Origin of the sequence: Helcococcus sp. KG196, from assembly GCF_046035495.1 — a bacterium.
GTDB lineage: Bacteria > Bacillota > Clostridia > Tissierellales > Peptoniphilaceae > Helcococcus > Helcococcus ovis.
In genome coordinates, this window is sequence record NZ_JBFNFI010000002.1 from 77,468 (window position 1) to 100,214 (window position 22,747).

Annotated in this window: 17 protein-coding genes; 1 reads left to right on the plus strand and 16 read right to left on the minus strand. The window is 29.5% G+C overall.

Annotation, left to right across the window (positions count from 1 at the left end):
• Positions 1 to 58: 58 nt before the first annotated feature.
• Both ABGF45_RS01565 and ABGF45_RS01570 read right to left on the minus strand, forming a co-directional pair.
• Positions 59 to 1,888, minus strand: coding sequence for a glycerophosphodiester phosphodiesterase family protein (locus ABGF45_RS01565; protein ID WP_134743830.1), 1,830 nt, complete (start codon positions 1,886 to 1,888; stop codon positions 59 to 61).
• Between the two features lie 9 nt (positions 1,889 to 1,897).
• A complete protein-coding gene (locus tag ABGF45_RS01570; protein WP_134743829.1) occupies positions 1,898 to 3,391 on the minus strand; it encodes a Mur ligase family protein in 1,494 nt (497 codons plus the stop codon).
• A gap of 75 nt (positions 3,392 to 3,466) precedes the next feature.
• Between ABGF45_RS01570 and rocF the strand changes: the two genes are divergently transcribed.
• Positions 3,467 to 4,375: an arginase gene (rocF, locus tag ABGF45_RS01575; protein ID WP_134710461.1), complete on the plus strand. Its 909-nt coding sequence runs from the start codon at positions 3,467 to 3,469 to the stop codon at positions 4,373 to 4,375.
• A 36-nt stretch (positions 4,376 to 4,411) separates the two neighbouring features.
• Here the strand turns inward: rocF and ABGF45_RS01580 are convergent, their stop codons facing one another.
• The 14 genes from ABGF45_RS01580 to pyrE form a co-directional block, all read right to left on the minus strand.
• Positions 4,412 to 5,041 carry a thymidine kinase gene (locus ABGF45_RS01580; protein WP_134710459.1) on the minus strand — a complete coding sequence of 210 codons (630 nt, stop codon included), beginning with the start codon at positions 5,039 to 5,041 and terminating at the stop codon, positions 4,412 to 4,414.
• An 86-nt stretch (positions 5,042 to 5,127) separates the two neighbouring features.
• Positions 5,128 to 6,321 (minus strand): elongation factor Tu, encoded by a 1,194-nt coding sequence (tuf, locus tag ABGF45_RS01585; RefSeq protein ID WP_134710457.1) that lies wholly within the window; start codon positions 6,319 to 6,321, stop codon positions 5,128 to 5,130.
• Between the two features lie 20 nt (positions 6,322 to 6,341).
• The gene (gene fusA, locus ABGF45_RS01590) at positions 6,342 to 8,393 is read right to left on the minus strand and encodes an elongation factor G (RefSeq protein ID WP_245151234.1); all 2,052 of its coding nucleotides are present in this window, start codon (positions 8,391 to 8,393) and stop codon (positions 6,342 to 6,344) included.
• A gap of 65 nt (positions 8,394 to 8,458) precedes the next feature.
• Positions 8,459 to 8,929, minus strand: coding sequence for a 30S ribosomal protein S7 (gene rpsG / locus ABGF45_RS01595; RefSeq protein ID WP_134710454.1), 471 nt, complete (start codon positions 8,927 to 8,929; stop codon positions 8,459 to 8,461).
• A gap of 119 nt (positions 8,930 to 9,048) precedes the next feature.
• The gene (rpsL, locus tag ABGF45_RS01600; RefSeq protein WP_134710452.1) at positions 9,049 to 9,456 is read right to left on the minus strand and encodes a 30S ribosomal protein S12; all 408 of its coding nucleotides are present in this window, start codon (positions 9,454 to 9,456) and stop codon (positions 9,049 to 9,051) included.
• Between the two features lie 140 nt (positions 9,457 to 9,596).
• A complete protein-coding gene (rpoC, locus tag ABGF45_RS01605) occupies positions 9,597 to 13,133 on the minus strand; it encodes a DNA-directed RNA polymerase subunit beta' (protein ID WP_134710450.1) in 3,537 nt (1,178 codons plus the stop codon).
• 25 nt (positions 13,134 to 13,158) lie between these two features.
• Positions 13,159 to 16,800: a DNA-directed RNA polymerase subunit beta gene (gene rpoB, locus ABGF45_RS01610; RefSeq protein ID WP_134710448.1), complete on the minus strand. Its 3,642-nt coding sequence runs from the start codon at positions 16,798 to 16,800 to the stop codon at positions 13,159 to 13,161.
• A gap of 227 nt (positions 16,801 to 17,027) precedes the next feature.
• Positions 17,028 to 17,660 (minus strand): SGNH/GDSL hydrolase family protein, encoded by a 633-nt coding sequence (locus ABGF45_RS01615; RefSeq protein ID WP_408111728.1) that lies wholly within the window; start codon positions 17,658 to 17,660, stop codon positions 17,028 to 17,030.
• Positions 17,661 to 17,674: 14 nt separating this feature from the next.
• Complete coding sequence (locus tag ABGF45_RS01620; protein WP_408111729.1) at positions 17,675 to 18,316, minus strand: metal-dependent transcriptional regulator; 642 nt, start codon at positions 18,314 to 18,316, stop codon at positions 17,675 to 17,677.
• A gap of 17 nt (positions 18,317 to 18,333) precedes the next feature.
• Positions 18,334 to 19,170, minus strand: coding sequence for a metal ABC transporter permease (locus ABGF45_RS01625; protein WP_408111730.1), 837 nt, complete (start codon positions 19,168 to 19,170; stop codon positions 18,334 to 18,336).
• A gap of 1 nt (position 19,171) precedes the next feature.
• Positions 19,172 to 20,026 carry a metal ABC transporter permease gene (locus ABGF45_RS01630; RefSeq protein WP_408111731.1) on the minus strand — a complete coding sequence of 285 codons (855 nt, stop codon included), beginning with the start codon at positions 20,024 to 20,026 and terminating at the stop codon, positions 19,172 to 19,174.
• A 1-nt stretch (position 20,027) separates the two neighbouring features.
• Positions 20,028 to 20,735 carry a metal ABC transporter ATP-binding protein gene (locus tag ABGF45_RS01635; protein WP_408111732.1) on the minus strand — a complete coding sequence of 236 codons (708 nt, stop codon included), beginning with the start codon at positions 20,733 to 20,735 and terminating at the stop codon, positions 20,028 to 20,030.
• 287 nt (positions 20,736 to 21,022) lie between these two features.
• Positions 21,023 to 21,982 carry a metal ABC transporter solute-binding protein, Zn/Mn family gene (locus ABGF45_RS01640; protein ID WP_408111733.1) on the minus strand — a complete coding sequence of 320 codons (960 nt, stop codon included), beginning with the start codon at positions 21,980 to 21,982 and terminating at the stop codon, positions 21,023 to 21,025.
• Between the two features lie 90 nt (positions 21,983 to 22,072).
• On the minus strand, positions 22,073 to 22,747 hold the full coding sequence (gene pyrE, locus ABGF45_RS01645) for an orotate phosphoribosyltransferase (protein WP_408111734.1): 675 nt from the start codon (positions 22,745 to 22,747) through the stop codon (positions 22,073 to 22,075).

Genomic DNA, 22,747 nt, shown 5'->3' on the forward strand with positions numbered 1-22,747 from the left:
AAAAACTGTATTATCAATTACTTTTTAGTGAAAGATTAATACAGTTTTTTATATTTTATTAATTAAATAAGAAATTATCTAAAATAATTTCAAAATCACTTCTCTTACTTAAGATTTCCTTAAGATTTTTTAATTCTTCGACCCTATCTGTTATAATACCGTCTAAACTCATATTAGTAAACTTTTTCATATTATAATAACTATTGACAGTCCAAACCATAGCCTTTTTACCCATCAATTTTATTTTTTCTAAAGATGATTCTGTCACCTGATTTTCTTCCATTAAGAAATAATCACATTTTAAATCACTTAAATCACCAAATGAAAAATAGTACAAATATCCGCTATAAATTTCAGGATATTTTTCTTCAATATATTTAATTAAATTATAGTCTAAAGATATTAATACAGTTTCATTTATCATATCTCTTTCTTTAACAATTTTTACTAAATCATCAACCATCTTTTTATCAGCAGTAGCACCCTTCAACTCAATTAATAATTTAATTTTTCCCTTTGATACATCCAACATTTCTTCTATTGTAGCAATCTTTTGCCCCTTCTTAAAAGAATTCGAACTTGTTTTTAAATTTAATTTTTTGATTTCTTTTAAATTTAATTGGCTTGATTTTAAATCTACCCCTGTTAATCTATTTAATGTATTATCATGATTAATAATATAATGTCCATCTTTGGTTCTTTGAACATCTATTTCACTATAAGCTGCCTTAAATTCTATTGCCTTTTTCAGCCCTTCTATACTATTTTCAACTTCTAAAAATCCACCCGCTCTATGTGCAACAATATTTACCACACTAGATTCTCTATATAAATTATCAAAAAAATAAGAATTTATTATAGAAAATAAAACATTAAATACAAATAAACCTACACCAAAAATAATTCCATATTTCTTAAAATCTATCTTGCTTTTTACATTTTGTTTTTCTATAGAGTAATATTTTATAAATTTTTCATTATCAAGATTATTTTTTCTATAATCATAATAAAGATTTGTTAATTCACTTATAAAATATGGTGCTATCATAAGTATAACTAACGTCAAAAATTGATATAAACTAAAAGATAAAAATATGGTAAATACCCTTGATATAAACATAGAAATATTTAAGCTATTAATATAATTAATAATTGTTAAAATTAAAAAGTTAAATCCTACATATACTATAAACCACATTAACATCTTAAGTATGATAAACCTTATAATAAAATCTTTTTTATTTTCTAATATTAATTTTCGAGAGCTCTTCATGGCATCAACTAAAGACATATCCTCTATAGTTAAAAAATGAAAAGTAAATATATAAATTATTAGAGTAATTATTATAATAAAACCAATTATATAATATGCTAAAAAATATATATCATTGGAGAATAAAAATTCTTTAATAAAATTTGGTATTTGAAAATTTGTAATAGGAGTGTATATTATCCTAAATCCTAATAAGGAAAAAGCTAAAGCTACATAAATAGCTATAAAAACTCCTGAAATATTCAATAAATTTTTAAATGATTTAATTCCAAGTAAAATCATATTTCTTAAGCCCGGATTAAATTTATTTTCTTTATACAATGCACTTGATACTATAAAAGTATTTATATCAAAAATTGTTAAAAAGAAAATAATAAGCAAGGTACATATAAGAATACCGGTACCTCTAAAACTTAATAAACCACTAACAAAATCACCACTTGTTACTGACCTTCTGCCCATTGACAATAATACTAATCTTAAAAGATATTTTAAGACTGGAAAAATTACCAATATCAAAAAAATTTTAGTTATAATTTGATATTTTAAAAATGCCCATATTAATTCTTTATTTGATTTAATTTTTTTTATGTTATTAATAAAATTTTTTTTCATGATATACTCTCAATCTCTTAAATTATAATCTTTGATTATTTCCTTTGCTACTTGATAATCGCTTTTTATTTTTATTTTTTTTCCATTAATTTTTTGAAAATCTTCATTTCCTTTGCCTGCAATAAATATAACTGTTTTATCACTGGAATTTTCAAAAGCATATCTAATAGCTTCTTCCCTATCATCCATTTTCATATAATTACTTGTAATCGGACTTATCTTATTAATTATTTTTTTAGAAATATCATCATAAGAAGTATATCCAGAATCCTCTGGTACAATATATATATAATCTGAAACTTTAGTTGATGTCTTTACTAATCCGTTTAATCTATTTTCAGCAACATTACCACTTATACCATAAATTGAAATTATACTATAATTTTTAAATCTTTCTTTAATGAAATCATAAGTTTTTTGGAAACTCAATTCATTATGTGCATAGGAAACATACAATACATATTTTTCATCATTTGATATAAATATACTTTCTCTCCCATCCACTTCTGTTGTTTTTAATCCATTAAAGATCAAATCATAATCAACATCAAAATGTTTAGAAACTAAAATTGCAGCCATTGCATTTTCTATATTATAAGTCGCAAATTGGTGAATTTCGTATTTTTCAATTTTATTTTTGTATTTAATTTTAAATTCCAAATAATTATTTTTAAACTCATAATCTAATAAGTTTATATCTGAATTTTCTTTCTTTGAAAATGTCCTTGAGTCTAGATTTTTTTCTCTTATGATTTTTTCAACTTTATCTACATAATCCATTTCTTTATTATAAATGGCAAATTTGCTATTTGTAAATATTTTCAACTTTGAACTAAAATAATCTTCAAAAGAATCATGTTCTAATGGACTTACATGATCCTCTCCAATATTTAAAAAAACTGTAACGTCATAATCTAAATTATTCGCCCTATAATATTTTAATGCTTGTGATGATGTTTCAATTATCATATATTCTAACCCTGAATCAACAGCATTTTTAATATATCTATATAAATCAATAGCTTCCGGTGTAGTTAAAGATGCTCCAATTGTTGATATACCATCATAAACATCAATTGATGAAATTAATCCGGCAGGTTTTTTTGAATTTTTACGTAAATATTCATCTAAAATATTTTTAATATACATTACCGTAGTAGATTTGCCTTTTGTACCGGTAACACCGATAGTTTTTATTTTTCTATCAGGATAATCATAAAAAAATCTAGAAATTTCCATCATTGCTATTCTTATATCATTAACTAAAATATAAGGCATATCAACATCATATTTTTTCTCTGAAACATAACATACAGCACCGGTTTCTTTTGATGACAATAAATATTCTTCCTTAAAATTTAATCCTTTACAAAAAAATAATGTATTGTTTTTAACATTTCTGGAATCATAAGTAATTTCTTCTATATCTATATCTTCTATATTAGAATCTATAAATAAACTAAATTTTTTTAAAATCTCGATAATATCATTTAATTTTTTCATTTTTGCTCCTAAAAAAATTTTATGTAGTATAATATATATTATACTACATATTATAATAAATTTTACGGAGAAAATATGAAAATCAATTTTATAAAAGTTCCAATTTTCTATGGTTCCGACAGACCTGGAGTTGAACTTGGTCCTGATACAATGATACAAAATAATATAATTGATATTTTTGAAAAAAAAGGTAATATAATAAAAAAAATATTTAACACTAATGTAGATAAATATAGTGAGCAGGAAAAATTTGCTACAAGTAAAAAATTAAAATACTATAAAGGTATACTCGACGCAAATAAAGATCTTGCAAATAAGTTATATGAAACATTGAAAGAAGGTATTTTACCATTTGTTTTAGGAGGAGATCATTCTTTAGGCATAGGATCCATTGCCGCAACATCTAAATTTCATAATAAAGATTTAGCTGTAATTTGGATTGATGCTCATACGGATATAAACACAATAGAAACCTCTCCATCTGCAAATATACATGGAATGCCATTAAGTATTTCTTTAGGTGAAGGAAATACAGAGTTAAATAACATTTTATTTAATGGAAAAAAAATCAATGGCAATAATGTTTATATATTAGGAGCAAGGAGTGTTGATGATGGAGAATATGGAATTTTAGAAAAACACAATGTTAATGTTTGGTATATGAATGATATTAAAGAAAAAGGTATAGAAGCTTGTATCGAAGAATTGTTGCTAAAATTAAAAGAAAAAAATACAAAAAATATACACCTAAGTTATGATATAGATTCTTTGGACGAGAAACTTGTTCCCGGAACTGGTACGCCCGAAAAAGACGGAATGAATATAGAACAATCTGAAAAACTCATAAAATCAATAATACAAACAAAATTGGTGCGTTCTATTGACTTCGTTGAATTTAATCCTATGAAGGATATTAATGATATAACATTAAAAAACGTAATTAAAATGTTGAATGTATTTTCTTTAGAATTATCTAAATTATAAAAAATTAAGGTGTTGAAAAGTCAACACCTTTTTATATTAAATAATTTTATCAATCACTTGCTGTTTATCACTATTCCTTTGTTTTTCCTCTTCTAATCTATCAAAATAACATTTAGCACACATCGATTCATATTCTACTTCATGTTCCCCATCAATTGCAATTTGACTACCCTCAAATACAAAAAGACCATCAATCTTTCTTCCATTAAAAACTGCCTTCTTTCCACATCTGCAAATAGTCTTTAATTCTTCTACAGAATGAGCTATTAAAAGTAATCTTGATGAACCTTCAAATCCATTAGTTTGAAAATCAGTTCTAAGTCCATAACATATAACAGGAATATCCTTTATAACTGCAACTTTCATTAATTGATCAATTTGTCTACTATTCAAAAATTGTACTTCATCAACTAACACACATGAAATATTTTCTCCATTTTCAATTTTAGAAAAATTTTCAAATAAATCATCATCTTCTTTTACAATGTAATCAACTTTTCTTGTAACTCCAAGTCTTGAAACAAGTTTATCATCACCTTTAGAATCAATTGAAGGTTTTAGTAACCTTACTTTCATTCCTCTTTCTTCATAATTGTGTGCTACTTGCATTAGTGAAGTTGACTTTCCCGAATTCATTGCACCATATCTAAAATATAATTTCGCCATAATACTCTCCAAAAATTAATCTTTTACTATTATATCTTAAATAAAAAAAAAGTACCAGAATTTCTTCTGATACTTTTAAATGTTTACTATTCAATAATTTTTGATACAACACCTGAAGCAACTGTTCTACCACCTTCTCTGATCGCAAATCTTAATCCTTCTTCGATAGCGATTGGAGAAATTAATGTGATTGTAAATGTTGCGTTATCTCCAGGCATAACCATTTCAACACCGTCAGCTAATTTGATATCACCTGTAACGTCTGTTGTTCTTAAATAGAATTGTGGTCTATATCCTGAGAAGAATGGAGTATGTCTACCACCTTCTTCTTTTGTTAATACGTATACTTCGCCTTCAAATTTTGTATGTGGGTGAATTGTACCTGGTTTTGCTAAAACTTGACCTCTTTCGATATCATCTCTTGTAACCCCTCTTAATAGAGCACCGATATTATCTCCAGCTTCTGCTAAGTCTAATTGTTTTCTAAACATTTCTACCCCAGTAACAACAACTGTTTGAGGTTTGTCTACTAAACCAACGATTTCTACACTATCACCAACTTTAACAACACCTCTTTCAACTCTACCTGTAGCTACTGTACCTCTACCTGTAATTGAAAATACGTCTTCAACTGGCATAATAAATGGTTTATCATTATCTCTTTCTGGTGTTGGAATCCATTCATCAACTGCATCCATTAATGCAACGATTTTATCTCCCCATTCTCCATCTGGTTCTTGTAAAGCTTTTAATCCTGAACCTACTACAAATGGTGTGTTATCTCCATCGTAATCATATTCTGATAACATTTCTCTAACTTCCATTTCTACTAATTCGATTAATTCTGGATCGTCAACTTGATCTTCTTTGTTTAAGAATACTACAATTTTTGGAACCCCAACTTGTCTTGCTAATAAGATGTGTTCTCTTGTTTGAGGCATTGGACCATCAGCTGCTGATACGATTAAGATAGCACCGTCCATTTGAGCAGCACCAGTAATCATGTTCTTTACATAGTCAGCGTGCCCTGGACAGTCTACGTGAGCATAGTGTCTTTTTGCTGTTTCATATTCAACGTGAGAAGTATTGATTGTAATACCTCTTTCTCTTTCTTCAGGTGCTTTATCAATATTTGCATAATCAACAAATGTACCTGTACCATTTCTCTTGTTTAATACAAGAGTAATAGCAGCTGTTGTTGTTGTTTTACCGTGGTCTACGTGACCGATTGTACCAACGTTTACGTGTGGTTTGTCTTTAATAAATTTTTCTTTAGCCATTTTTTCCTCCTAATTTTTTATTATGACTTTTTGCCTTCTAATACTTTTTCTTTTATACTATTTGGAACTTGTTCATAGTGGTCAAATTGCATTGAGTATGTTGCACGTCCTTGTGTGTTTGAACGTAATGATGTTGCATATCCAAACATTTCCGATAATGGAATAAATGCATCAACGATTTGAACACCTTCTCTTGTTCCCATACCATCAAGTCTACCTCTTCTTGATGAAACGTCACCCATAACATCTCCAAGATATTCTTCCGGAGTAACAATCTCAACTTTTTCGATAGGTTCTAATAAAGCTGGACCAGCTTTTTCTACAGCTGCTCTTAATCCCATAGCCCCTGCAACTTGGAAAGCCATTTCTGATGAGTCAACTTCGTGATATGATCCATCGTATAAAGTAACAATAATATCTAATATTGGATATCCTGCCAATACACCAGCTTCACAAGCTTCTCTAACACCTTTTTCTACAGAACCTATATATTCTCTAGGAACAACCCCACCGACAATATTATCGATAAATTCTATACCTTTACCCGGTTCATTTGGTTTAACTCTTAGTCTTACGTGACCATATTGACCACGACCACCGGATTGACGTACAAATTTACCTTCAGCTTCTGCTTCTTTAGTAATAGATTCTCTATATGAAACTTGCGGATTACCTACATTAGCTTCAACTTTAAATTCTCTTAACAATCTATCTACGATAATTTCTAAGTGCAACTCACCCATACCTGCTATGATTGTTTGGCCGGTTTCTTGGTTTGTATATGTCTTAAATGTTGGATCCTCTTCTGCTAATTTACCCAAAGCAATACCCATCTTTTCTTGAGATGCTTTTGTCTTAGGTTCAATAGCAACAGAAATAACCGGTTCTGGGAATTCCATGTTTTCTAAGATAATTTGATTATCTTGATCACATAATGTATCACCTGTAGTTGTATCTTTTAATCCAATTGCTGCTCCGATATTACCTGCAGAAATATGATCTAACTCTGTTCTTTGGTTTGAGTGCATTTCTAGGATACGTCCTAATCTTTCTCTCTTACCTTTTGTTGAGTTATATACATATGAACCTGATTCAATGTGACCTGAATAAACTCTAAAGTAAGTTAATTTACCTACAAATGGGTCAGCCACAACCTTAAATGCTAAAGCTGAGAATGGTTCTTCAACACTTGGATGTCTTTCATCTTCTATAGTTTCTTCTTCTTCTGTTTTCTTTGGTTTTGTACCTTTAATAGCAGGTACATCCACTGGTGACGGTAAGTAATATACCATAGCATCGATAAGAGATTGAACACCTCTCTTCTTGTATGCTGAACCACATAATACAGGATAGATATCTCTATTAATTGTTGAAACTCTTACAGCATCTCTTAACTCTTCAACTGTAATTTCTTCTTCTTCTAAGAATTTCATCATAATTTCTTCGTTTGAATCTGATACAGCTTCTATTAATTGATTTCTGTATTCTTTTGCTAATTCCAATTGGTCTTCTGGAATTTCAACAACTTTTGCTGATTCTCCTGTTTCATCATTTTCATCGTAAACAACTGCATCCATTTCAATTAAATCAATAATACCTCTAAATGTATGTGCATTACCGATTGGTAATTGAACTGGAACTGCATTAGCTTTTAATTTATCTCTAATTGTATTTACTGACATTATAAAGTCAGCACCTGTTGCATCCATCTTATTAATATAACAAATTCTTGGAACACCATATTTATCAGCTTGTCTCCAAACTGTTTCTGATTGAGGTTCTACCCCACTCTTAGCGTCAAATAATGCAACTGATCCATCAAGAACTCTTAAAGATCTTTCTACCTCAACTGTAAAGTCAACGTGCCCTGGTGTGTCGATAATATTAATTTTATGATTTTTCCAGTATGCTGTTGTTGCAGCTGAAGCAATTGTGATACCTCTTTCTTGTTCCTGAGCCATGGAGTCCATAACCGCAGTCCCTTCGTGAGTATCACCCATTTTATGAATTTTACCTGTATAGAATAATATACGCTCTGTTACTGTTGTTTTACCAGCATCTATGTGAGCCATTATCCCAACATTTCTAATTTTTTCTAAACTAATATCTGGCACTTCTTTCTCCTTATTAATTTATATTAATATCTGAAATGTGCAAAAGCTCTATTAGCTTCAGCCATTCTGTGCATTTCTTCTTTTTTCTTTACGCTTGATCCGGTATTATTTGCTGCGTCTAAAATTTCCTTGCTTAGTCTTTCCATCATTGTTTTTTCGCCTCTAGCTCTTGAATATGTTACTAACCATCTTAAAGCTAAAGTTTGTCTTCTTGCAGGTCTTACTTCCATAGGAACTTGGTATGTTGCCCCACCTATTCTTCTTGCTTTAACTTCTAAAAGCGGCATAACATTTTGCAAAGCTTTTTGGAAAACTTCAAGTGCATCTTCACCTGTTGTTTCTGCTAATTTTTCAAATGCAGAATAAACAATTTTTTGAGCAACACCTTTTTTACCGTCAAGCATAACATTATTGATTAGCTTAGTTACTACTTTATCTCCATATATTGGATCTGGTAGTACGTCCCTTTTAGGTACACTATTTTTTCTTGGCACTGTTCTTCCCTCCTTACCATATAATAATTCATTGGTACTCGATTTTTCATCGATAGTGCTTGCTGATATATAAATCTAAACAAAAGCACTTAATTTTTTTATTTTATATTTTTGTGCTATTAAGCCTTCTTAGCACCATATTTAGATCTAGCTTGTTTTCTTCCTGAAACTCCAGCTGTATCCAATGTTCCTCTAATAATGTGGTATCTTACCCCAGGTAAGTCTTTTACTCTACCACCTCTTATAAGTACAACAGAGTGTTCTTGTAAGTTGTGTCCGATACCAGGAATATATGATAGAACTTCCGCTCCATTTGTCAATCTTACTCTGGCAATCTTACGTAAAGCTGAGTTAGGTTTTTTAGGTGTTGTTGTTCTAACTGATGTACATACACCTCTCTTTTGAGGAGAATTTACTTGAGTATTTTTCTTTCTTAGAGTATTAAAATTATAACCTAAAGCAGGAGTATTTGACTTTTTGCTTTCACTCTTTCTATTGTTCCTAATTAGTTGGTTAATTGTAGGCATTCTTGCACCTCCTTTTACTTAAATTTATATATCAACATATGTTGAAATAGTCTTAATCAATGGACATATTATATTTAAATATAATATGCCCACTGACTAATATATTTTATCAAAACTATTAATTTATGTCAACTTTTGTACTATTTTTCAGTACTTATTTCTTCTTTTTCTTCTTCTAAAATCGTTGAATATTTACTTAGACCTGTACCAGCCGGAATTAACTTACCAATAATTATATTTTCTTTTAATCCGACTAAATCATCCGTCTTAGCTTTTATTGAAGCATCAGTTAATACTCTTGTTGTTTCTTGGAATGATGCAGCCGATAAGAATGAATCTGAAGCTATACTTGCTTTGGTAATACCAAGCAACACATATTCGTATTCTGCCGGTTTTTTACCTTGTTCAATTAATTCTTTATTTCTATTATCGACGTGTCTTCTATTTGGCATTGTTCCTACTAGGAATTCAGAATCTCCACTTTCAGTAATATTAACTTTTTGTAGCATTTGTTTAATGATAATTTCAATATGTTTATCATCAATATCTACCCCTTGTAATCTATAAACTTTTTGAATTTCTTTAATTATATAGTCTTGAACAGCTTGAGTTCCTAATAATTCTAGATATTCATGTGGATTTATAGAACCTTCGGTAATTTTATCACCCTTTTCGATATGTCCACCATCAACTATCCCCTGTTTAGGATTTACATTGAAAGGCAAAATATATTTAGATGTTTCCTCACCATCATTAATAAAGATTTTAATTCTTTCTTCACTATCGTCAACAGTAACAGTTCCGGAATTTTTAGCAATAATAGCTTGCCCCTTTGGTCTTCTCGCTTCAAATAATTCTTCAACCCTAGGAAGCCCCTGAGTAATAGCTCCTCCTCCGGCAACCCCACCAGAGTGGAACGTACGCATTGTAAGCTGTGTACCGGGTTCACCAATTGATTGAGCAGCAACAATACCTACCGCTTCTCCAATGTTTGTTTCCTTACCTGTAGCTAAATTTCTACCGTAACATTTTGAACATACGCCAAATTCCGATTTACATTCAAGTGCCGATCTAATTTTAACTTCTTTAATTTGAATAATTTCTGAATCCCCACCAAATTTTTCCATTACATGTTCTTTAGTAATTTCATCAGCCATTTCTTCAGTAATTATTTCATTTTTATGAACAATAATTTGTCCTGTAACAGGATTTAATATATCTTCAAATGATGTTCTACCAACAATTCTATCTCTTAACTTTTCGATAACTTCTTTACCTTCAAGTATATCCTTAACTGTAATATATGAATCCGTACCACAATCATCTTCTCTAATAATTACATCTTGAGAAACATCTACAAGTCTTCTTGTTAGATAACCTGAGTCAGCAGTTCTAATAGCAGTATCTGAAAGTCCTTTTCTAGAACCGTGTGTTGAGATAAAGAACTCTTGTACCGATAAACCTTCACGGAAATTAGCTTTAACCGGAATTTCAATTGTTCTACCGGTTGTTGATGCCATAAGTCCACGCATACCACCAAGTTGTCTTATTTGTCTAACACTACCTCTAGCTCCGGAGTTAGCCATGATAGCTATTGTATTTGTACTATCTAAGTTTTCCATTAGAGCTTTTGTTACATCTTCTGTAGCTTGTTCCCATGTTTTAATTACTTGATTATATCTTTCTTCTTCAGTATATAATCCCATATTTGTATATTCTTCAATTTCAACAATCTTATCATCCGCAGCTTTAATTATAGCTTCTTTATCATCAGGAGTTATAACATCCGCCATACCAATTGAAATTGAGGCTTTTGTTGAATAATTATATCCTGTTTTCTTAATATAATCTAATAATCTTGCAGTTCTTATATTTCCATATTTATGGAATGCTTTATCTATAATTTTAGACAACATTTTACTATCTACAAGAACATCTACTTCTAATGAATATGGATCTTTATTTCTATCGACAAATCCTAAATCTTGAGGAATTTCACTATTAAAGATAAATCTACCTACTGTTGATCTTACAACCTTACCTTTATCTTTTTCATCTTTTTTAATCTTTACACCAATTCTGGAATGTAAATGAATTATTTTATTTTCTAAAGCTTTAATCATTTCATCGTAATCACTAAATACATAGTCTGTATCTTCTACTGTAAATTCTGATGTCAAATAATATGAACCCAAAACCATATCTTGTGTAGGTGTTGTAATAGGTTTACCATCTTTTGGAGCCAAAATATTATTTGTGCTCATCATTAATAATCTAGCTTCCGCTTGAGCTTCTGCTGATAATGGTACGTGAACAGCCATTTGATCCCCATCAAAGTCAGCATTATAAGCTGTACATACAAGAGGATGTAATTTAATAGCTTTTCCTTCTACTAATACCGGTTCAAAAGCTTGAATCCCTAATCTGTGAAGTGTAGGTGCACGGTTAAGTAATACCGGATGATCCTTAATTACTTCTTCTAATGCTCCCCATACAATAGGGTCTTTTCTATCAATTAATTTTTTAGCAGATCTAATATTTTTAGCTTCATATTTAGAAACTAATCTTTCCATAATAAATGGCTTAAATAATTCTAATGCCATATATTTTGGTAAACCACATTGGTAAAATTCTAATTCCGGTCCAACAACGATTACCGAACGACCAGAGTAGTCAACCCTCTTACCTAATAAGTTTTGTCTAAATCTACCTGTTTTACCTTTTAACATATCGGATAATGATTTTAATGGTCTATTTGAAGCTCCAGTAACCGGTTTACCTCTTCTACCATTATCAATTAAAGCATCTACTGATTCTTGAAGCATTCTTTTTTCATTTCTTACAATGATATCAGGAGCTCCAATTTCTAACAATCTCTTTAATCTATTATTTCTATTTATTACTCTTCTATATAAATCATTCAAGTCTGATGTAGCAAATCTACCACCTTCTAATTGAACCATAGGTCTTAAATCGGGTGGAATAACAGGTAAAACATGTAAACACATCCATTCAGGTCTGTTTTTTGATTGCAAGAATGATTCTATTACTTCAAGTCTTCTGTATATTCTTACTCTTTTTTGACCGGAAGCTGTTTCTAACTCTTCTGTTAATTCTGCATGTAACTCTTCTAAATTTATATCTGACAGTAATTTTTCAATTGCTTCCGCACCCATTGAAGCAGTAAAATCATCACCATATTCAATATACAATTTATTATATTCCGTTTCAGTTAATACCTGTTTATATGAAACTTCATCACAATCACCCGGATCAGTTACAATATAATTTGCAAAATATAAAACTTTTTCTAAAGATTTTGGACTCATATCTAACAGTAATCCCATTCTTGAAGGAATTCCTTTAAAGTACCAAATATGAGATACAGGTGTAGCTAATTCAATGTGTCCCATTCTTTCACGTCTAACTTTTGACTTCGTAACTTCAACACCACATTTTTCACATACTACGCCTTTATATCTTATTCTTTTATATTTACCGCAAGCACATTCATAGTCTTTGATTGGTCCAAATATTTTTTGACAAAATAGACCTTCTCTTTCTGGCTTTAATGTTCTGTAGTTAATTGTTTCAGGTTTTTTTACCTCTCCTCTTGACCAATCTCTAATCATGTCCGGAGAAGCTAAACCAACTTGCATCGCTTTAAAACTTGCCATTAAGAAATGCTCCTTTCTGTTATTCTTAATTTATAAATGATTGTTCTGGATAATCTTCTTTATCTTCAACCATTCTTTCGATTTGACGATAATCATCATTTTCTTCTGTATTTTCAGCTAAAATAACTTCTTCGCCTTTTTCATCTAATAATTTTACATTCAATGCTAATGATTGTAATTCTTTAGTTAAAACCTTGAATGATTCAGGTGTACCCGGTTCCGGAATATTTTCACCTTTTACAATTGCTTCATACGTCTTAACTCTGCCGATAATATCATCTGATTTTACAGTTAACATTTCTTGTAATGTATGTGCTGCCCCATAAGCTTCTAATGCCCAAACTTCCATTTCACCAAATCTTTGTCCACCAAATTGTGCTTTACCACCCAATGGTTGTTGTGTTACAAGAGAATATGGTCCCGTAGATCTTGCATGAATTTTTTCATCAACTAGATGGTGAAGTTTCAACATATACATATAACCTACTGTAACATTATTTGCAAATGTTTCTCCCGTTCTACCATCTCTAAGCTGGATTTTACCTGTTTTGCTATATCCTGCCGCTTCTAAAGCTTCTTCAATATCTTTATCTGAAGCCCCATCAAATACCGGAGTAGCTACATGCCATCCCAGTTTTTTCGCAGCCATACCCAGGTGAACTTCTAGTACTTGTCCAATATTCATACGTGAAGGCACCCCTAATGGATTTAAAACTATTTGAACCGGATCCCCATTTGGTAAAAATGGCATATCTTCAATTGGCAATATTCTTGATACAACCCCTTTATTACCGTGACGACCACACATCTTATCTCCAACAGAAATCTTTCTCTTTGTTGCAATATAAACCCTTATAACTTGATTAATTCCCGGAGCTAATTCATCTCCATTATCTCTTGAATATTTCTTAATATCAACAACAACACCAGCTTCACCGTGAGGAACTCTTAAAGAAGTATCTCTAACTTCTCTAGCTTTTTCGCCAAAGATAGCCCTTAATAATCTTTCTTCCGGTGATAATTCTGTTTCTCCTTTTGGAGTTACTTTACCAACTAAGATATCTCCAGCTTGTACTTCAGCACCGATTCTTATAATACCATCTTGATCTAAATCTTTTCTCATATCATCACCAATACTTGGTATATCTCTAGTGATATCTTCAGGTCCTAATTTTGTTTCTCTAGCCTCAGCTGTGTGTTCTTCGATATGAACAGATGTTAAAACATCATCAATAACCAATTTTTCATTTAATAACATGGCATCTTCATAATTGTAACCTTCCCATGTCATAAATGCTATCAAGATGTTTTTACCTAAAGCTAATTCTCCTAAATCTGTTGAAGGTCCATCTGAAATTATTTCTCCAGCTTCAACGTGTTGACCGATTTTAACAATTGGTCTTTGGTTAAATGTTGTACCTTGGTTGGCTCTCTTAAATTTTAGTACTGTATATTCATCATATTTTCCATTTTCATCAGGGATGTCTTTTTCAATTTGAATTCTTTCATCCCCTACGTATTTTACTGTACCAGAATTTTTAGCAACAATTACAACTCCTGAGTCTTTAGCTGTTCTATACTCTATACCGGTTGCTATAATTGGAGCTTCTGATTTTAATAAAGGCACAGCTTGTCTTTGCATGTTTGCACCCATCAATGCACGAGTTGCATCGTCATTTTCTAAGAATGGAATCAATGATGCCCCTACTGAAACTATTTGTTGTGGTGAAACATCCATATAATCTATTTCCTCTTTTGGATAAACGTCATTAACCGCATTTATACCTCTTGAGGAAACTCTTTCATTTATAAATACACCATTTTCATCTAAAGGTTCATTAGCTTGAGCTTTTATGTAGATATCTTCTTCATCAGCTGTTAAATAGTGGATTTCAGACGTTACCCTACCGGTCCCTTTTTCAACCTTTCTATATGGTGTTTCAATAAATCCATAGTCATTAATTCTTCCATATGTTGTTAAAGATGTAATCAAACCGATATTTGGTCCTTCAGGTGTTTCAATTGGACATACTCTACCGTAATGTGAAGTATGAACGTCACGAACTTCATAACCTGCCCTGTCTCTTGACAAACCACCAGGTCCTAAAGCAGATAGTCTTCTCTTATGCGTTAATTCTGAAATAGGGTTTGTTTGATCCATAAATTGAGATAATTGTGATGAACCGAAGAATTCTTTAATTGCAGCTGAAACTGGTCTATTATTTAATAATCCTTTTGGAGTTAACATATTAGGATCAGATGTTGTCATTCTTTCTCTTATTACTCTTTCCATTCTTGAAAGACCAATTCTAAATTGATTTTGTAATAATTCACCCACAGATCTAACTCTTCTATTTCCCAAGTGATCTATATCATCAATTTTCCCAACCCCTTGGTATAAGTTTAATTGATATGAAAAACTTGCAATAATATCTTCCATTGTTATTGTATTTGAAGAAATTAATTCCTTATTATCAGAAATTAATTTAACTTTTTGCTTATCAGTCATATCATCTGTAAATGATTCAATAATTTTCTTCATTTCTGGATAAAAAACTTTTTCCGATAACCTTAATTCTGATAAATCAAGATCCTTTATTTCTTCAAATTGTTTTATATCAACATAATGATTACCTACAACTCTAACTATTTCAGAGCTGTCTTCGGAAACTTTAATATCTACAGAATTTATACCTGCATTTTCAATTTCAATTGCTTTTTCTAGAGTAATAAATTCTCCCTTGGATGCCAAAATTTCACCATATTCATCAACAATATCGTTAGCTGCATATTTTTCCCTAATTCTGCTTCTTATTGCTAATTTTTTGTTAAATGTATATCTGCCCGCCTTTGATAAATCATATCTTCTTGTATCAAAAAATAGATTATGTAACAAAGAACTTGCAGCTTCTACTGATGCAGGATCTCCCGGTTTTAATTTTTTGTAAATTTCAATCAATGCTTCTTCTTTAGACCTTGAAACTTCTTTTTCTAATGTTTCACCTAAAACTTCCGATTCACCAAATACTTCTTTTATTTCATCATTATTATCTAAAATAAGAGCTCTAATTAATGTAGTAGCTGGTAATTTTCTTGTTCTATCAATTCTAATTGTCAAAGCACCATATGCATCTGTATCATATTCAATCCATGCTCCTCTATTAGGAATAATCGTAGAAGAAATTGTTTTTTTTCCGTTTTTATCAAAATCTTCACTGTAATATACTCCCGGTGATCTAACTAATTGAGATACAACTACCCTTTCTGCACCATTTATAATAAATGTACCATTATCAGTCATAAGTGGAAAATCATCCATCATTAAAACTTCTTCTTCTTTTATTTCTTTAGTTTTTCCATCTTCTAAAATTATAAGACGTACATTTACTTTCATTTTTTTAGCATAGTTTGCATCTCTATCTTTAGATTCCTGTTCTGAATATTTTGGTTTTTCATCAAAATGATAATCTAAAAATTGTAAATGTATATTTCCTGAATGGTCTACAATTGGAGATATATCTTCAAACACTTCTTTTAATCCGTGTTTTAAAAACCACTCATAACTACCTTTTTGAATGTCTAACAAATTAGGTAGTTGCAATGTTTCTGGAATTCTAGAGAAACTTTCTCTATTTCTTATACCATACACTGTTGTATGATTATTCATATATGCCACCTCTCATTAAGTATATTTTGCGGATTTTGGCCGTTTTACAACTATCAAATACCTTTTAAAAATGAAAAATTAGCCTAATAACCCATTATCATTTTTTATATTAGTATTTAATAAATGTATCATTTAAAAATAAAAAAGTCAATCTTTTTTTCTGTAAAGATTAACTTTTCTTAATAAATGAAAATTTTTCATATTTTTTTATAATGCATTTAGAAAAATTATATTGTATTTATTTCAAATAAATGTTTTAAATACTTATAAATAACTTTATGTCCTAATGAATTAGGATGGATATTGTCAACTACCCCATAATCTCCTAATTCATAGTTGTCTGATGTAAAGTATTTTTTTCTATTTTCTTCAATCCAAGGTCTTAATACCGACCCTTTAAAATATAAATCAGTGTAAAATGGTAATCCTCTGTCTTCGCATATTTTAGATATACTTCTTAAATATTGATCACTTTCCTTTACTCCAAGTCTATATTTTTGCCATGGTCCTTGAGAATATACAATTATAGGGGTATTAGGAAAATTATAAATTAATTCATCAAAAAATTTTATCGCCCAACCACATAATGTATTCTTACCCTCATCATCAGCAGTGCCTGATGGTAAAGTTATTTCATGATTTAAATCATTAAATGAAATTGCCACCCCTATAATATCAACATCTTTATCTATTTTTGAAATTCTATTGATATATGGACTTGTAACATAAAACCCCGTTCCACTAATTCCTAAATTTTGTATTTCATAATCAGTATTTTCTTCTAACCACATTGCCCAATTTTTTGCAGCTCTATAGTTATATTCTGTTATACTATCACCAATTAAAGTTAATTTTTTCAACTTATTCTCCTGCATTATTTTTTTAAATAGATATCTACACTAGCTTTAGGAGAAATTCTTAAATTTTTCCCATTAACATTTACAATGACCGTATCATCAAAAGGATCAAATCCTTCTACAAATATTTTATCTCCTATATCGAATCCTATTTTTTCAACGTAGTTTAATAAATCTCTATTATCTCTTATTCTACGAATTCTATACTCTGTATTAGGAATTGCATTTGAAAGACGAATCAAGTCGTGATTAGATTCTTCACTATTTACATAGATTATTGATCCATGTGGACAATAATCAGGAAATCCTAAATATTTATTTAATCTATTAAACAATTCATCATTAGTAACAGATTGAAATTTTTTAGCATGTTCATGAACATCTTTCCAATCATAATCTAAAACGTTTTGTAAAAATGTTTCCCATAGTCTATGTTTTGAAAGAATATCTTTAGCAAGTTTTTCACCTACTTCAGAAAGTTCTATTTTTTTAGAATCTTTTAATAAACCATCTGTCTTCAATTTTTTTATCATTTCAGTTACAGAAGCAGGGCTAATATCAAGCCATTCACTTATAGACTTGTTAGTTGCACCTCCACCTGTTCTATTTAATTTGAAAATAGTTGTTAAATAGTCTTCTCTTTGTGCATTTACTTCCATTTGAACCCTCTCTAATTCTAATTATTTTTATTCCTATATTTATTATATAATAAAAAGACAATATATGTAAGCATATTTACAAATGCACACATTCCTGACATGGATGCATTTAAATATAGCGAAAAAATATATCCTATTATACAATTTATAGTCGCAATAATTGCTGTATACAATAATGTATATTTCAAGTCTTTAGTTATTATCAAAGCCGTTGCTGCAGGTGCTATAAAAAATGATATTACCAGCATTCCTCCTACAGCTTCAAAAGATATAACCGATACAAATGAACTCATTGTCATCAAAGAATAAAATATAAATAAAGTATTAATTCCTATTAATTTTGCATAATCTCTATCAAATGTAGTAGCCTTTAATTCTTTAAATAACAAAACAATATATGTTAATACAACTATAGACGTAATCCCTGATTGCAATACACTTTTAGAAATATTGAAACCTAAAATTTCTACATGTTCTAAACTTGAAAATATTACTTCTCCAACTAATACAATATCTGTATCTAAATGTACTCCTCTGAAATACTTACTAATTAAAATTACTGCAATTGAAAATAAAACCGGATAAATAACACCTATACTATCTTCATATTTTATTGTATTTAAATTACCCAAAGATTCAATTAATATAACCGTTAACACACCTATAACTGTTGCTCCAAATATTAAAAGCGGAGATCTTAAGTCGTTAACAAAAAAGAATACTAAAACTATCCCTAACAAAACAGTATGGCTTATAGCATCTGTTACCATGGACAATTTTCTTAAAACCATAAAAACGCCAAGCAAACTACATGAAATGGCAGTAAAAATTAAAACCAATAATGCATCTGTCATTTTACCCCACCTTTCTTCTTATGCCATTTCGACCAAAAATAAATGAAATAACAAACAAAATTCCTGAAATTAATATAATGGACGGACCCGTTGAAAAGCCAGCAAATACTGTTGAGACGTAACTTCCTACAAATGCCGAAATTGCTCCAAAAACCGAACTAATCAAAAGCAATATTGAAAATCTATTTGTCCATTGACTGGCACTTACGGTAGGAATAATTAAAAATGAACTAATTAAAATAGCTCCAACAGCTTTAATTCCCACTCCAATAACTAATATAGTCATAAATAATATTAAATAATCTAATAATCCCGTATTTATTCTAATTAATTTAGCATATTCTTTATCAAATAAATAAACCTTAAATTCTTTTAAAAAGAATAATATTATAAAAATACAAATCATAGATGCAATTAAAATCAACTTAACATCTTCTTCTAATAAATATGCTGCTTGTCCAAAAATATAGTTTTCTAATCCAGCTTGTGAAACCCCTGAAAATGCCTTATTCCCTTGGATATATGATTTTAAAACCATTCCTAAGCCAAAAAATCCTGACAAAAATATAGCCATATTAGCATCTAAACCTATTTTTGAATGTTTTCTTCCAAATTGGATTAAATAATAAGAAATTGCACTTGATAGCATTGCTCCACCTAATAAAATAACCGGATTTCTACTGGAAAACAATATGAAAGAAAGCACAATACCTGAAAATGTTGAATGCCCCATAGCATCACCTATTAAACTTTGTCCCTTATAAACATTTATACTTCCAACAAAGCTAGAAACAATAGCTAAAATTATAGTTCCAATAGCTACAATCTGAAAAGAATATGTTTTTAATATTTCCATATCAACCCCTAAATGCAATCTCTAATTTTTTATCTAATTCCGGATTATCAATACTTCCACTATATACAACCTTCTCATTTAAAACTACTATATAATCAAAATAATCCTTAACAGTATTCAAATTGTGATGAACAGCAATAACTGTCTTTCCTAATTTTTGTAATTCAAAAAACTTATCAGCAATTAGCTTCTCTGTTGTTATATCTATTCCGGTAAATGGCTCATCCAACATATATAAATCCACTTGTTGACATAATGCGCGAGCTAAAAAAACTCTTTGTTTTTGTCCTCCAGAAAGTTCGGAAATCTGTCTATTTTTAAATTCTGTCATATTCATTATTTTTAGAGATTTCATTGCTATTTCTTTATCTTTTTTTGATGGTCTTCTTCCAACAGGAATATATGCATATCTTCCCATTAAAACAACATCAAAAACAGATATTGGGAAATCCCAATTTACCGATCCTTTTTGTGGTACATACGCTATATTTTTACTTACTTCCTTTATTGTTTTTTCAAAAACTTCAACATTTCCATTATCATATTTAACTAAACCCAAGATTGATTTTAACAATGTTGATTTACCCGCTCCATTTGGACCAACAATAGCACATCTAACTCCTTTAGGTATATTTAAATTTATATCCTTTATCGCGACTTTATCTAAATATGATGTAGTTAAATTTTCAATTTTAATAATATCTGTCATTTTATCCTCATTTTAAATTATTTACCATCTTTAATATTATATTATAACTATTATAACATTCTTAACTTCTTAATTCTTTATATTATTTAAATATGCTATAAATAAAAATAATCCCAACAACACTAATAAAACTATAACTTTCTTAATAAGTACTTTTTACCTATCTAATTTATAAATAGCATATCATAGTGTTTTGTAGGGATTATTTTTATCTAATTTTAATAGGGAGAAAGCTAAAAGATAGCAAATCTAATCTTTTTAGCAATATATATGTTTATTATATACGTCTATTTTAAGTTATTAACAATCAATTCAATATTGTGTCTATACATATCTAAGAAATTATCACCTTTTTCACCTTTTGGTGCCAATGAATCGGAGAATAATTCGTTACCATCTCCACTTACAACTTTAACATCAAAACCTTTTGATTTTACAACATCTTGTAATTTTTTCATTCTTTCAGGATTTGTTGTACTTTCAGCAAATATTGCTTTTATCTTGTGTTCTGCAATAAATTTTGCGGTTTGTTCTATTTCCTTATTTGCAACTTCAGAATCTGTACTTACACCTTGAGGTGCCATTACTTCAATTTTATATGCTTTCGAGAAATATTGAAATGCATCATGTGGAGTAATTAAATATCTACTATTTTTTGGAATTTGTCCTAATTTTTCTTTATTTTCTTTATCTAATTCTGCTAATTTAGCAACATAAGCTTTATAATTTTTTTCCAAATTTTCTTTTTCTTCAGGTAATAATTTTACTAAAGAATCTTTTGCAACTGTAAATGCATCTTTGTATAATCCTAAATCAAACCAAAAGTGTGGGTCAATTTGCATCTTTCCATCTTCTTCCATTTGATTGATTTTTGATTTATCAAAATCCTTACTTACAGCTACACCTTTTTTTTCTAATACTTCTACCATTTTACCTTCAAAATGAAGTCCATGATATAAAAGTAAATCAGCTTTTTGTATTTTTCCTAAATCTTCCGGTTTAGCTACATATAAATGTGGATCTTCGCCAGCTGGAATCACAAGTTCTGTATTAACTTTGTTTCCAATTAAAACATCAACCATATCTTGTAAAAATGAAGTTGTAACAGTTACAGTTTTCTTTTCAGATGTCTTAACATTTTTTTCTTTTTCCATTTTAGTTTCTTTTGTTTTTTGTGCTTGACAACCAACTACAACTATACTTAATAAAAGCATAATTGAGAGTAATATATGTTTACCTTTTTTCATAAAAATCTCCTTTATTTTCTTTCTATATGGATATATTAACACTTTATTTATTTATTGTAAAGCATTTTTTTAGGTAAACCAAATATTTTTTCATTTTTCAAATTTTACTCCATATTTATTATAGTAATCATCTAAAGAGTTTTCTATTTGTTTATTTATTAATTCAGTATTTTCTCTTAAATATTTTATAACTTCATCCATTGATACAATTGAACAAGTTTTTATTCTATACTTTTCAGAAATTTCCTCTAATGCTGTTTTATCTTTTGAATTTCCATACTCCATTCTATTTAATGATACAATTAAACCGATTACTTCTATATTTTTATTTTGTGTTATTATTGGATATATTTCTTCAATTGATTTTCCAGAGGTTGTTACGTCCTCAATAATTAAAACTTTCATTTTACTATTAAGTTTATCGCCTAAAAATATTCCTGTATCTCCATGATCTTTTATTTCTTTTCGATTTGAAGAATAAACCACTTCTTTACCATATAAATCATAAATTGCAACAGATGTTGTAACTGATAATGGAATTCCTTTGTATGCCGGTCCAAAAATAGCATCAAATTCTAAACCGAAATTTTCTTTAATGGCTTTTGCATAAAATTCTCCAATTTTTTTTAATTGACTTCCAGATTTATATAATCCCGCATTCATAAAAAATGGTGATTTTCTTCCACTTTTAAGTGTGAAATCTCCAAACCTTAAAACATTACTTTCAAGCATAAAATCAATAAATTCCTTCTTATATTCTTGCAT